The organism is Novispirillum itersonii (assembly GCF_014205675.1).
GTDB classification, from domain to species: Bacteria; Pseudomonadota; Alphaproteobacteria; order Rhodospirillales; family Rhodospirillaceae; genus Novispirillum; species Novispirillum itersonii_A.
The window spans coordinates 101,329-114,975 of the sequence record NZ_JACIIX010000005.1 but is presented as its reverse complement, the minus strand read 5'-3'; the positions used below and the strand labels follow the sequence as shown (position 1 = coordinate 114,975).

General features: G+C 64.0%; 10 protein-coding genes and 2 CRISPR repeat arrays. Of the genes, 4 read left to right on the top strand and 6 right to left on the bottom strand.

Annotation, left to right across the window (positions count from 1 at the left end; all coding sequences use genetic code 11):
• Positions 1–61: 61 nt before the first annotated feature.
• Positions 62–2,419 (top strand): HD domain-containing phosphohydrolase, encoded by a 2,358-nt coding sequence (locus tag FHS48_RS08465; protein WP_311769109.1) that lies wholly within the window; start codon positions 62–64, stop codon positions 2,417–2,419.
• A 225-nt stretch (positions 2,420–2,644) separates the two neighbouring features.
• Here the strand turns inward: FHS48_RS08465 and FHS48_RS08460 are convergent, their stop codons facing one another.
• The 6 genes from FHS48_RS08460 to FHS48_RS08435 form a co-directional block, all read right to left on the bottom strand.
• Complete coding sequence (locus tag FHS48_RS08460) at positions 2,645–3,604, bottom strand: BsuBI/PstI family type II restriction endonuclease (protein WP_184263128.1); 960 nt, start codon at positions 3,602–3,604, stop codon at positions 2,645–2,647.
• A complete protein-coding gene (locus tag FHS48_RS08455) occupies positions 3,601–5,070 on the bottom strand; it encodes an Eco57I restriction-modification methylase domain-containing protein (RefSeq protein ID WP_184263127.1) in 1,470 nt (489 codons plus the stop codon). Before FHS48_RS08455 ends, FHS48_RS08460 begins: the two co-directional genes overlap by 4 nt.
• A 77-nt stretch (positions 5,071–5,147) precedes the next feature.
• Positions 5,148–6,173 (bottom strand): MBL fold metallo-hydrolase, encoded by a 1,026-nt coding sequence (locus FHS48_RS08450; RefSeq protein WP_184263126.1) that lies wholly within the window; start codon positions 6,171–6,173, stop codon positions 5,148–5,150.
• A 289-nt stretch (positions 6,174–6,462) separates the two neighbouring features.
• Entirely contained in the window at positions 6,463–7,338 is an 876-nt protein-coding gene (locus FHS48_RS08445) for a TIGR01459 family HAD-type hydrolase (protein ID WP_184263125.1), read from the bottom strand.
• A 19-nt stretch (positions 7,339–7,357) separates the two neighbouring features.
• Entirely contained in the window at positions 7,358–8,428 is a 1,071-nt protein-coding gene (locus FHS48_RS08440) for a quinone-dependent dihydroorotate dehydrogenase (protein WP_184263124.1), read from the bottom strand.
• Positions 8,429–8,445: 17 nt separating this feature from the next.
• Positions 8,446–8,823 carry a DUF952 domain-containing protein gene (locus FHS48_RS08435; protein WP_184263123.1) on the bottom strand — a complete coding sequence of 126 codons (378 nt, stop codon included), beginning with the start codon at positions 8,821–8,823 and terminating at the stop codon, positions 8,446–8,448.
• Between the two features lie 194 nt (positions 8,824–9,017).
• Between FHS48_RS08435 and FHS48_RS08430 the strand changes: the two genes are divergently transcribed.
• From FHS48_RS08430 to moaA, 3 genes are all read left to right on the top strand, one after another.
• A complete protein-coding gene (locus tag FHS48_RS08430) occupies positions 9,018–9,515 on the top strand; it encodes a YchJ family protein (RefSeq protein ID WP_184263122.1) in 498 nt (165 codons plus the stop codon).
• Positions 9,516–9,570: 55 nt separating this feature from the next.
• Complete coding sequence (locus tag FHS48_RS08425; protein WP_184263249.1) at positions 9,571–10,329, top strand: YkgJ family cysteine cluster protein; 759 nt, start codon at positions 9,571–9,573, stop codon at positions 10,327–10,329.
• A gap of 115 nt (positions 10,330–10,444) precedes the next feature.
• Positions 10,445–11,422 (top strand): GTP 3',8-cyclase MoaA, encoded by a 978-nt coding sequence (gene moaA / locus FHS48_RS08420; protein WP_184263121.1) that lies wholly within the window; start codon positions 10,445–10,447, stop codon positions 11,420–11,422.
• Positions 11,423–11,933: 511 nt separating this feature from the next.
• Positions 11,934–12,315: direct repeats of the CRISPR family, unit length 37 nt; unit sequence GTTTCAGTCCGCGTGAACAAGCGGCATGAGGGGAAAC.
• A gap of 457 nt (positions 12,316–12,772) precedes the next feature.
• A CRISPR array of direct repeats spans positions 12,773–13,510; the repeat unit is 37 nt; unit sequence GTTTCAGTCCGCGTGAACAAGCGGCATGAGGGGAAAC.
• Between the last annotated feature and the right edge of the window lie 137 nt (positions 13,511–13,647).

The following is a 13,647-nucleotide window of genomic DNA, read 5'->3' as shown; positions in this document are numbered from 1 at the left end:
GCGTGACCACGGCCATTCTGGCGGTGATCGCGCTGGTGACGGCGGCGACGGGGTGGTCGGGGTGGATATCACCCTCGCCGGGCTGGCGGAGTTTATCAGCGGTCAGAAGATTTCCGCCAATGGCGGGGTGGTGGTGCTGGACGGCCAGCGTAAGGTGCTGGCGGCGGGCAGCGGCCTGCTCGGCAGCCTGCCGCCGCTGTCGGCACTGGAAACCGCCCCGGTCCCGCTGGGGGCGGCCTTGGGGGCGGTTCTGGCGTCCGGTCAGGGGCCGCGCATGCATCATCTGGATGTCGGCGGCACCGCGATGATGACCCATATCAGCGACTGGAAAGCCCCCGGCGGTCAGTCCCTGAGCATTGCCGTGGTGGCCCCGTTTGAGGACTTCACCGGCCATATCCGCACCATGCAGCACCGCACGCTGCTGCTGATCGCGGTGGTGATGCTGATCATCCTGCCGGTGGCGGTGATTGCCTCCGGCCGTCTGGCCTCCACCGTCCGGGCTTTGGCTGCTGAAGCGCAGCGGGTGCAGGGTTTTGATTTCTCCGGCTCCAGCCCCAAGGATTCGATGATCATCGAATTCGATGCGCTGGCCGGTGCCTTTGAGTCGATGAAAGGATCGCTGGCCAGCAAGGCCAATGCGCTGGAACTGGCGCAGAGCAAGCTGGAAAAGCTGGTGCGGCTGGGCATCGGCCTGTCGGCGGAAAAGGACAGCAACACCCTGATGGAAAAGATCCTGATGGGGGCGAAGGACCTGACAAACGCCGACGGCGGCACCCTGTACATCCGCACCGAAGACGAAACCCTGCGCTTCCAGATCCTGCGCAACGACACCCTGAAGGTGGCGGTCGGCGGGGCCTCGGGGGATCTGCCGGAGATTCCGGCGGTGCCGCTGCGCGATGCGGCGGGCAAGCCGAACCACAACAACGTGGTCAGCTACTGCGTCAACACCGAAAAGACCGTCAACATCGTTGATGCCTATGATTCGGCACAGTTTGACTTCTCCGGGACCAAGGTGTTTGACCAGCGCAACGGCTACCGGTCACAGTCGTTCCTGACCGTGCCGCTGAAGCCGCGCGGCGGCGAGGTGATCGGGGCGTTGCAGCTGATCAATGCCCGGGTGCCGGGCACCGGCGACATCATCCCCTTCGACCCGGATATCCAGAGCTTTGTCGAAGCGCTGGCGGCACAGGCGGCCACCGCCCTGTATAACCGCCAGCTTCTGGATGCGCAGGAAGAGTTGATGGACTCGATGATCAAGATCATCGCCGGGGCCATCGACGCCAAGTCGCCCTATACCGGCGGCCACTGCGAACGGGTGCCGGAACTGGCGCTGATGCTGGCCGAGGAAGCCGGGAAGGTCAGCAGCGGCCCGCTGGCCGACTTCGCCTTCCGGACTGAGGAAGAATGGCGCGAATTCAAGATCGGGGCGTGGCTGCACGACTGCGGCAAGGTGGTGACGCCGGAATACGTGGTCGATAAGGCCACCAAGCTGGAAACCATCTACAACCGTATCCACGAGGTGCGGACCCGCTTCGAGGTGCTGCTGCGTGACGCGATGATCGACTACCTGCGCGGCCTGATCGCCGGGCAGGAGGACGAACCGGCCCTGCGCGCCCGGCTGGAAGAACGGCAGGCCCAGCTGCGCGAGGACTTCGCCTTCCTCGCCGAATGTAACGTCGGCGGCGAGTTTATGGCCCCGGACAAGGTGGAACGCCTGAAGCAGATCGGCGCTCAGGAATGGACCCGCACGCTGGATGACCGCCTCGGCCTGTCGCATGAGGAACTGAAGCGTTTCCCGGCCGAAGCCCCGGCGCTGCCGGTGCAGGAAAAGCTGCTGGACGACAAGCCGTGGCACATCATTCCGCGCCCGCCGGGCGGGCTGGAACGCTACAAGGATCTCGGCTTCCAGACCAAAATCCCCGAGGCGCTGTATAACTTCGGCGAAGTCTACAACCTGTCGGTCAGCCGGGGTACGCTGTCGGAGGAAGAGCGCTTCAAGATCAACGAACACATCATGCAGACCATCGCCATGCTGGAAGGTCTGCCGTTCCCCAAGCATCTGAAGCGCGTGCCGGAATACGCCGGAACCCACCACGAAACCATGATCGGCACCGGCTATCCGCGCAAGCTGGATGCCGACAGCCTGTCAATCCCGGCCCGCATCATGGCGATCGCCGATATCTTCGAGGCACTGACCGCCTCCGACCGCCCGTACAAAAAGGCCAAGAGTCTGTCGGAATCGGTGAAGATCCTGTCGTTCTTCAAGAAGGACAAGCACATCGACGGCGACCTGTTCGACCTGTTCCTGACCTCCGGCGTCTACCGCACCTATGCCGAACGCTTCCTGCTGCCGGAGCAGATGGACGAGGTGGATATCAGCAAGTACATCACCGCCCCGGAAGCTGCCCCGGTGGGGTAAGCGCGGGCCGGACGGCGGAGAAGGGGGTGCCGGTCGGCGGTGTCCCCCCGGGCTGCCGTCCGGACCCGCTTGGGGCCATTGGCCCCAAACCCCTTTTCGGTTTGTTAAGAACACCAAAGGGGTGGGCTTGTTTCAAGACGGTGGCCCGGCCCCGGGAGTTTTATTGGACTTCTCGCCTATTCATAAAGCGATCTTTGCGACTGAAGTTATATGTCTATCAGATTCTCAGTTCTCAGCCGGGTATGGGCCAAGGAAGCGCACGCCGTTGAAGTGGATCAGGTGTGACGGTGCATCGGCCACCCACACTTCCGTCTCCCACGCGATTTCGCCAAGATAGCGGCCCATGATGGAACGGTTGGGGAAAGCTGTTACATAGACCAGCCCGGCCTTGGAACCGGCAAAGAGCTTTGCCAGTTCGGCGTGGCGTTTCCCATCGACCGGGCCGTGACTGGTGACGGACTCGACCAGAAGCAGCCAGTTCTTTTGCGTAAAGTGTAAGACGACATCCGGCATCTTGCCGTGTGTGTCTATACGGATACCGAGTTCGGCCAGCAGGGCGGCGTCGAAATAGCCCCACTTGTCGCCGGTGTCACCGGCATAGACCAGGACGCTCCCCGGTGCAAAGCGGGGGGCGAAGTCCTCGATAATGGCCCGGATAAGTTCGCTGTGTTCGCCGGGGCTGAGAGTGATTTCCGTCCCCGGTGCGACTTTGACCGGGACGCGGTTTTGCTCGCGCTCTTTCGCATATCTGGCAATCAGGGTTTCCCGTGCGGCCAGATAGGCGGCAAGGGTGTCCTGCCATTGATCGGTCCCGAAACACCGCAGAAGCTTGAGGGCGGCGGGTTCAATCTGATAGACCGCCTTCGGGCTGTTCACCGGGCGGTCTGGCTGATCCGGGTTATAAAGGGCCAGTCCGGCATCGCAGAACTGGTGCATGGTCTGGCGGCGGAATGTCTCGCGGGTATTTGGCGCGTAATCTTTACCATAGTGCTCGCGTGCCCAGTCCATGATCGGTGTGATGCCGATAAGTGGGGTTTCTGCCGCAGTCCATGGTTTGCCCGGTGTGAGATTCAGCAGGGCCAGCAGGGCCAGGGCGGATCGCTCGTTCTGTTGTGCCCGGGGGAGGCCCAAAGAAACGATGATGTGCTGGGCAGCGTCGATGTATTCGGTTTTTCTGTCGGTCATGCTGTCAGCTTTCCGAGTTGCACATCAATCATTTCCTGCGTGATTGTGCTGTACTGTCTGGCCCAGACACCCAGGTCGATCAGTGCTTCGCGGCCCGGGTATTTCATCAGCTTGAGGTCGGTTGCGTTGACCTGCGTATGGCCGTTGAAGCGGCGGAAATTTTCGTCCACGGCGGTGGAGTTCAGGAAAATAGACAGTCCCCGGGCCAGAGGTTCTGGCAAGCCGCCCTTGTTCTCGTGAAAGAGGTTCATGTGATTTTCAAAGCCCAGAGCGGTGCAGCCGCCAAAGGCCGAAGGATCAATCACGCTTGCGACGATGCGGCGCTTCTCCTCCTTTGATGAAAAACGCTTTACCACACAATAAAAGCCATTCGGATAAAGCCACTTTTCGGTCTCGGCGTTGCGCATGATTGCATTTGGCTTTTTCAGTCCGGGCAGCGGCCATAGGGCCCCGGTACCGCGCAGGTGTCCGGGGTAAATCAGTGGCACCGTCCCCTCTTCAGGCATGGCACGAAGATGGTCTTTCAGCCGGAAGTCCACCACAGGCCCGGTGGAGACTTTGAGGCCAAGCTCAGCCAGCGAGTACCGCACGGCGGGCGAGAGCTCAATGGCGCTTTTCTCAGTTGTGGTGGGCACGTGGATGAACCGTTCGGGGTCATCCGGCACTACGATCCGGTCGAAGGGGTGTTCGCTGGTCGTAAGGTCGGTGAAGCTGTCGTCTGTCGATGTGGTGATCGTTACCGGCCCCTGTCGGCCACCACGTTCAAGGCGGATGATGATATTTTCCTGAAGGACGTTATCGTCCTTGAAGGCTTTATTGCGTGACGCGAAGAGGTGCATGTGGCAGATGGCGGCACGCTGAAAGATGAAATCGCGGAACGGGCGATAGTACGGGCCATTACAGAAGCTGCGGGGGATGATTGCCACGATCTGGCCGCCCGGTCCGGCCTGTGCCACAGCCAGGGCGACGAAGGCCGAATACAGGTTGACTGTTTCAATCCCGACAGACCGCAGCGCCAGCCGGTGGGCTGACCTGCTGCTGATCTTTTTGTAGGGTGGATTGAGAATGGCGTGGGTGTAGCCTGCGGCCTGCAAAGGCGCGGCGGTTGCCAGTTCGATATAATCCCCTGAAATAATGTCTGCCTGAACCGTGCTGTAGGCCCCAAGATGTTGCTTGAGGTGCTCCTGCAACGCCCCGTCCACCTCATAGGCTGTTGCCTGTACGGTCTCGAAGCTGAAGTCTCCGGCCATCCAGCGGTCCAGAAAGGCGCAGGAAAGGGCGCCGACACCCGCCCCCGGATCCAACAGGCGGCAGGTGCCGAGAGAACTGGGGGGGAACATACCCGCCATGAAGCGGGCGATGCTCGCAGGCGTCATGAACTGCCCCAGCGCGGACTTATGCTTTTGGGCGGTGCGTGGGGCAACCTCGCGGCGCACTTTATCGGCGGTATCAAGGTGTTGCATCATTCCGGCCGGTCCTCACTGAATCCCGGATTATCCGAGGGGAAGGAGGCAGACCCTGCCTTAATCCTCCCCTCGTCCCCTCACCGCACCGCGTAATAGCGGTAGGTGCCGTCTTCGGCGGTCAGGCGGTCGATGCGGTCCTGTCCGATCAGGAAGTGCAGGTGCGCCAGCACTTCGCCGAGGGCGAAGTAGGTCTGGTGGTCGTCCAGCGCCCGGTTGAACAGCACCGGCACCAGCTCCATCGCCGTGTGCGGGCGGTCGGCACAGGCCTCTTCGCAGACGTGCAGGCGGTCGGCGTGGTGGGCCAGCAGGTCGTCAATGCGGGCGTGCAGGCCGTGGAAGGGCCGCCCGTGGCTGGGCAGCACCAGCGCGGAGTCCGGCACCTGATGGCGCAGGATCCGCAGGCTTTCGGTGAACAGGGCCAGCGGGTCGGCGTCGGGTTCCTGCGGCCAGACGCTGATGTTGGGGCTGATGCGCGGCAGCACCTGATCGCCGGAGATCAGCACATCCAGCGCCGGGCAGTACAGGCAGGCGTGTTCCGGCGAGTGGCCGCGCCCGACGATCACCTGCCACAGGTTTTCGCCGATCCACAGGGTCTGGTCATCGGTCAGGCGGCTGATGCGGCGGGGCAGGGCGGCCACACGCGGGGCGTAGGGGTTGCGCCGTGCCCGCACCTTTTCCAGCTGGTCGGGCGTGAAGCCCAGCGGGCGGTAGAAATCCACCTGCCGTTCGGTGAACTCCGGGGTTTGGTCCAGCGACAGCATCATGCCGAAGGTCCATTCCCCCAGCGTCGCCCACAGTTCACAGCCGAAGCGGTCGCACAGCCACCCGGCCAGCCCCATGTGGTCGGGGTGGAAGTGGGTGCAGAACACCCGCGTCACGCTGCGCCCGGCCAGCGGCCCGGTAAACAGGCTTTCCCACAGGGCGCGGGTGTCGGGGGTGGCAACGCCGGTGTCGATCAGGGCGACGCCGTCGCCGTCTTCCACCACCCACAGGTTGATGTGGTCCAGCGCGAAGGGCAGCGGCATCCGCAGCCACGAAACGCCGGGGGCCACGGGAATCAGCGTGCCCGCCGCCGGGTTGTCGGTCCACGGATAGGTCAGCATGCGTCCGGTCTCCCTGCGGGGTGGGGGCGCGGTCTGGCCCCGGTTTTACCATCATTACGAAGGAGTGGGAGGAGGGGGACCCCCGAACCCAGACCTTTTCATCGGGCACTCGCCCGAACCCAAACCTTTCCATCGGGCACTCGCCCGAACCCACTCTGGGGAGGATCTCCCCAGACCCCTTTTCGTTCTGTCATAAAAAACAAAGGGGAGGTCTGGAGGCTTCTGCCTCCAGGCAGGTACGGGCAGCCGCCCGTCAGTTGTTCCCTGTGCCCGCCCCCTTCTATCACACTTACCAGATAAAGCCGCCGACGGTGGCGGTGACGGAGAGGTTTTCGCGGTCCAGCAGGGCCTGCACCTTGGCCGGATCGGCGGAAACACCGTAGGAGCAGCCCAGCGTGGCGGCATGGATGCCACCGGTGACGAACAGGCAGTCCAGCCCGGCATTGGCGGCGCCCTGCACGTCGGTTTCCAGCGAATCCCCGACCACGCAGACCCGGGCCGGATCAACCCCCAGCACGGAGAGGCAGGTGTGGTACACCGCCGCATCCGGCTTGCCGCGGTTGATGACGGTGCCACCGAGGCGGATGTATTCGTCGGCCATCGCCCCGGCGCACATCACCGGCTGCCCCTGCCGGATCACCAGCTTGTCGGGGTTGGCGCAGATCATCGGCAGATTGCGGGTGGCCCCGGCGGCGAGGATGTCGCGGTACAGGTCCAGCCCGTGCGTCAGCTCGGTCGGGCCGGTGTTGACGATGAAGGCGGCGTCTTCCAGCGCCACGCGGCGCACCGGCACATCATCGAACACCGACAGGTCGCGGTCCGGCCCGATGTGGTAACAGGTGTCCCCCAGCGCGGCGAAGGCGGGGTCGCGGCGGGCGATCAGGTCCAGCCGCATCGCCTCGCCGGAGGACATCACCGCGCCGTACAGGTCCCGCGGGATGCCCATGCCGGCCAGATGGTCGATCAGCACGCCGGGGCGGCGCGGGGCGTTGGACAGCAGCATGGTCTTCTTGCCCGCCGCTTTCAGGGCGCGCAGGGTTTCGGCGGAGTGCGGGAAGGCGGCGAAGCCGTCGTGGATCACCCCCCACAGGTCGAGAATAAAGGCGTCATAGTCCCCGGCAATGTCGCGGACGGCGGACAGGGACCGGAACGGAACGGCGGACATGGCAGAGGCCCCTTTCTCTTTATCGGTGATCGGCGCCGACGGCGTCGGCGATGCTGGCGAAGCCGTCGCGCTCCAGCAGGGTCAGCAGGCCGGATTTAATCTCCTGCACCAGCGACGGGCCGCCGTAAATCAGCGCGGTGTAAAGCTGCACCAGCGTCGCCCCGGCGCGGATTTTGGCGTAGGCATCGGCGGCGGAGGCAATGCCGCCGACCCCGATCAGCGGCAGGCTGCCGCCGGTGCGCTTGGCCATCCGGCCCAGCAGGGCGGTGGACAGGGCATAGACCGGCCTGCCGGACAGGCCGCCGGTTTCGCGGCGGCTGGTGCCCTTCAGGGTGTCCGGGCGGGTGATGGTGGTGTTGGAGACCACCAGCCCGTCCAGCCGCCCGGCGGCGTGTTCCGACAGGGCGACGGCGGCGATGTCCTCTTCGTCCTCGGCGGTCAGGTCGGGGGCGATCTTCAGCAGGAGCGGGGTTCTGGCCCCGGTTTTATGCAGGGCGGCATGGGTGCGCTGGATGATTTCCACCAGCGGGCCGCGCCCCTGCAACGCCCGCAGGCCGGGGGTGTTGGGGCTGGAGACGTTGATGACCAGAAAATCGGCCAGCGGCGCAAAGGCGGCGGCCCCCTTTTCGTAATCGCTGGCGGCGTCCTCGGTATCCTTGTTTTTACCAAGGTTGACGCCCAGCAGGCCGGGGCCGGAGCGGTCACGCGCCGCCAGCCGGGCCCGCACCACATCCAGCCCATCGTTGTTGAAGCCCATGCGGTTGATCACCGCGCCGTCTTCGGGCAGGCGGAACACCCGGGGGCGCGGGTTGCCGGGCTGCGGGCGCGGGGTGACGCCGCCGACCTCGACAAAGCCGAAGCCAAGGCCGAGCAGGGCATCGGCGGCCTCGGCATTTTTATCAAACCCGGCGGCGAGGCCGACCGGATTGGCGAAGCTGCGGCCCCACAGGCTGACGGCAAGGCGCGGATCGGCGGGGCTGCGGTCCCGCCCGGCCAGTCCGCACTTCAGGGCCTTCAGGCCCATGCGGTGGGCGGTTTCGGGGTCCATGCGGCGCAGCAGCGGCCCGGCTAGGCGATAGGGATCGAACATGGCGGCTGCCTCCTTCCTTAAATAAATCCGTCCACGCCCAGCCCGTCGGGGAAGCGGTAATCCCCGTCGGCATCGCGCGGCACGGCATCGGCGGCCATCACCGCTTCCAGCGGCAGCGGGCCGTACAGGTGCGGGTACAGGTTGCCCTTGGTCGAGGCTTCCATCTTCACCGGGCTTTTCAGGGCGTCCCGGTCGACGGTCAGCACCATCAGGTCATCCAGCCCGGGGTACCAGCGGGCGGCGGTGCCGGCCACCTGATCGGCGGTGGACAGGTGGATGAAGCCGTCGGCGCGGTCCGTCTCCGATCCGGTAAAGGCCCCGGCGGCGGCGGCGGCCTGCCAGTCGGCGGCGCGGATCAGGCGGAACAGCAGCTTGGGGGCGGCGGTCTGGGTCATCGGGCGGGGGTCCACTGTAAACCGGTGCGAAAATCGGGGCGGGGGCAGGGCGTAATCCGGGCGGACCCTACCCGATTATGACAGGCAGGCAAAGGCCCTGCGTGAGGGCGGGCGATGGCCGGTCATCTTCTGTTCAGACTGGATCGGGTTTAGTCCATCAAGAAATCATCATGTAACCGTATGGATTGCCCGTCATGTCTGACTCTTCCCTGTCCTGTCCCTGTGGTTCCGGCCTGCTGCTGGAGGGGTGCTGCGGCCCGTTGCTGGCCGGTCAGCCCGCCGCGACGGCGGAGGCGCTGATGCGGTCGCGCTACACGGCGTTCACCCGGGGCGATGTGGCACATCTACTGCGGACGATGACGCCGGAAATCCGGGTGGATTTTGACCCGGTGGAAACGGCCCGGATCGCGACGGAAGCCGACTGGCTGGGGCTGGAGGTGCGGGCGGTCAGCACCGGGGACGCCGGGGCGGAAACGGCGACGGTGGAGTATGTCGCCAGCTTCCGGCTGAACGGGCAGAAACGGATCCATCATGAACGGGCGGAGTTCCGGCGTGATCCGGAGGCGGGCTGGCAGGTCAGCGGTGGCGAGGTGAACCCGAAAGGGGAAACGGTGCGCAACACCGCCCCCGGCCGCAATGACCCGTGTTCCTGCGGATCGGGGAAGAAATACAAGAAATGCTGCGGCGGATAAGGGGGCATCAGGGACCCGCACCCGGCGTGTGAGGGGCTAACAAACAAAAGGACACCTGAAAATTCATCACTTTCAGTGTACAGCCTGCGGAAAATGCTGCCATGGCCTGCTGCCCCTGCTGCTGGAGGAGGCGCTGGAGCATGCCGGGCGGTTTCCGCTGGCGATGCTGTGGACGGTGGTGCCCCCCGGCAGTCCGTCTGCCGGGCTGGTGGCGCGGCTGGGGGCAACGGTGACCATCGGGCGGAAAAAGCCGCTGCCGGTGGAGGTCTCGGCCGTGGTCTGGCTGCCGGAGCAGATGGCCTGCCCGGAACTGACCGCCGATGGCCTGTGCGGCATCCACGCCACCAAACCGCAGCGCTGCCGCACCATGCCGTTCTATGCCGGGCGCGAGGAGGCCGATCAGGCCGCGTTCCTGCTGCCGCGCCCCGGCTGGCAGTGCGATATCTCCCGCGCCGCCCCGGCGGTGTATGACAGCGGGGTGATCCTCGACCGCGCTGATTTTGATGCCGAACGGCAGCGGCTGGAGCAGCAGGCGGCAACCATCCGTGCCTATGCCACCCGGCTGGTGTCGCAGTCCGCCCCGCTGGTGCGGGATCTGGAGGTTCTGGGCAAACGCCCCGGCGGTGGCCGTCTGGCACTGGCCTTCACCGGCATCCTGCCGCGTCTGGGCGGGGATATCGCGGCCTTTGCCCGGCAGCAGGGGCCGGTGCTGCGCGATCTGGCCGCCCGCACGGCAGGGGACCCGGCGCAGCGGCGCTTCCATGATTATTATGTCTCCACCCTGCGGGCGCTGGAACCGTTTGCCGTGGCTTGATTCCGGATAAGGCGCGTCGCACTCTCTGCTGGCAGGGTCTTGCGGTATGCCGTAACCCTCCTTAGGCTTACACGGGTACGGTTCCGTATGTCTTCCTCCGGCGGAGTGCTGGCGCGTGATTGATCCCTTTGGCCGCAACGTCACCTATCTGCGCGTCTCCGTGACGGACCGCTGCGACCTGCGCTGCACCTATTGCATGGCCGAGGACATGACCTTCCTGCCCAAGGCCGACCTGCTGTCTCTGGAGGAGCTGGAGCAGGTGTGTGGCACCTTCATTGATGCCGGGGTGGAAAAGCTGCGCATCACCGGCGGCGAACCGCTGGTACGCAAGAATGTGATGAGCCTGTTCCGGGCGCTGGGCAAGCGCCTGAACGGCGGCGGATTGCAGGAACTGACCCTGACCACCAACGGCACCCAGTTGGCCCGCTTCGCGCAGGAGCTGGCCGATTGTGGCCTGAAGCGCATCAACGTGTCGCTGGATACCCTGCACCCGGACCGCTTCCGCACCGTCACCCGCTGGGGCGATATCGACGCCGTTCACAAGGGCCTGAAGGCGGCGCAGCAGGCCGGGCTGGCGGTGAAGATCAACGCCGTTGCCCTGCGCGGCTTCAACGATGACGAATTCGATACCATGGTGCGCTGGTGCGGCGAGGAAGGCTTCGACCTGACCTTCATCGAAACCATGCCGATGGGCAGCGTGGACGGCCGCCCCGATACCTATCTGCCCCTCACGGCGGTGCGGCGCGATCTGGAAACCCGCTGGACCCTGACCGACAGCACCTATCAGACCGGCGGCCCGGCCCGCTATGTGACGGTGGCGGAAACCGGGCGGCGCATCGGCTTCATCACCCCGCTGACCCACAATTTCTGTGAATCCTGCAACCGGGTGCGGCTGACCTGTACCGGCATGCTGTACATGTGTCTGGGGCAGGATGACAGCGCCGACCTGCGCAAGGTGCTGCGCACCGACCCCGCCCGCCTGCCCGACGCCATCGCCGAGGCCATTGGCCGCAAGCCCAAAGGCCATGACTTCTTCGAAGACCGACTGCACCGCCCGGCGGTGGCCCGCCACATGAGCGTGACCGGCGGCTGACGGCGGCGGGGGGAAGGCCGGGGAAAGCTGCGGGGGCGAGCTTTTTTCACCGGGCTTGCCGCCCGTACCCAACTGTTTTCCTCGGGCTGCCGCCCGCACCCGCTTGGGGCGATGCCCCAAACCCCCTTTGTTTTCCGAAAATAATCCGAAAATAAGATGATGCCCGCAGGGGGGATGTGTGCCGCCCCCAGATCCCGGCCCTCCAGATCCCGGCCAAAAATAAACCCGCCCAATCCACCGGGCGGGTTTCTGCTACAGGGAGTGGAGGGTCGGGTGGACGACCTGCCCTGAAGCCTGCTGATCATCGCGCCGATCCGCCGGGATGGCAAGCCCGGCGTGTGCGGGGCCGGGGCCGCCCGCGAACGCCTCACGCCCCGGACGGCTCCGGCGGCGGACTGTGCGGTGGCAGAGTGCGGGAACAGGCTGAACCCTTCAGCCAAGGCTTCCCTCCGCGTGGGCGGGTGGCGTGAGGGGAAACTTATCGGTACCCACATTCTTGCAGGACTACTTCGTTTCAGTCCGCGTGAACAAGCGGCATGAGGGGAAACAACAGCTTCAGGCCTGCGGTAAGACCGCGGAGTTTCAGTCCGCGTGAACAAGCGGCATGAGGGGAAACGTCCTGACTTCTGCCATGAAGTCTCTGCTGGGTTTCAGTCCGCGTGAACAAGCGGCATGAGGGGAAACATCGACTTCAAGCGCGTCAAGCTGCTCTACATGGTTTCAATCCGCGTGAACAAGCGGCATGAGGGGAAACATAACATGGACCGTAACGCCGCAATCACCGTGTTTCAGTCCGCGTGAGCAAGCGGCATGAGGGGAAACCGACGGCTCCGGTGCTGGAGTTCGATCGACTGCTGTTTCAGTCCGCGTGAACAAGCGGCATGAGGGGAAACCTACCCCGTTGCAGGCCATTGCGCAAGGCTGATGTTTTTGGGGTGTTTCCACGGAGAGATAAGAACAAAGCAGAAACAAATTGCCCGGCGCAGGGGTATTTTTGCTGAAAAGGGGCCTGTTTTCAAGGGGTTGTTGAGTCTCCACTGGTCTCTGTTTCAGGAAAAACTCTCTATCATATTGATTTAAAATGATTTTCCCTGAACTGGCCGGTGGCGGGGATGGTGTGGGTCCGGCCCCTGTTTTCAGGCAGAAAAAGGGGAGGTCCGGAGGCTTCTGCCTCCGGGCGGGGCCGGGGCGGCAGTCCCGGAGGGCTCCGGCTGCGGGCTTTGTGGTGGGTGGGGCGGGGGAGTGTGGGGGGGCGGCTGATCTCTTCAGCCAAGGCTTCCCTCTGCGCGGGCGGGTGGCGTGAGGGAGGGCTTGCTTCTGCCCTCTCGACCTCGGCCAGCGCCGGGCAGGAGTTTCAATCCGCGTGAACAAGCGGCATGAGGGGAAACTTCTTCGACCGTTTCTTCAACAACATTAACCTGTTTCAGTCCGCGTGAACAAGCGGCATGAGGGGAAACAAACATCCTATTTTTCTTTTTTCGCCCCAAGTTTCAGTCCGCGTGAACAAGCGGCATGAGGGGAAACTTCGCATTTATCCCAATAAGGAGCAAGAAACAGTTTCAGTCCGCGTGGATAAGCGGCATGAGGGGAAACGGCTCACGGCGATGCCGTGAACATCCTCTTCGAAGTTTCAGTCCGCGTGGATAAGCGGCATGAGGGGAAACGGACCGAAGAAGTCGAGAAGTGCGTGACCATGGGGCGTTTCAGTCCGCGTGAACAAGCGGCATGAGGGGAAACCCACTCCCAAGAACCTGAACTACTACGTCACCGACCTGTTTCAGTCCGCGTGGACAAGCGGCATGAGGGGAAACAGGTGCTGAAGGTTCTTGCGGCTTACCGCAATGTTTCAATCCGCGTGAACAAGCGGCATGAGGGGAAACTAACCGTCCTGAATAACCCCTGTTATCGGCCGTTTCAGTCCGCGTGGATAAGCGGCGTGAGGGGAAACCAAGATCGGCGATTACCGGATGCACACGCTGTGTGTTTCAGTCCGCGTGGATAAGCGGCATGAGGGGAAACAAGGCGCGCGACATTGTCGGCACGTCTTGGCAGTTTCAGTCCGCGTGGATAAGCGGCATGAGGGGAAACCTACCCCGTTGCAGGCCATTGCGCAAGGCTGATGTTTTTGGGGTGTTTCCACGGAGTGATGAGAACAGAGCGGAAACAGATTGCCCGGCGCAGGGGTGCGGAGGGGTATTTTTGCTGAAAAGCGGTCTATTTTCAAG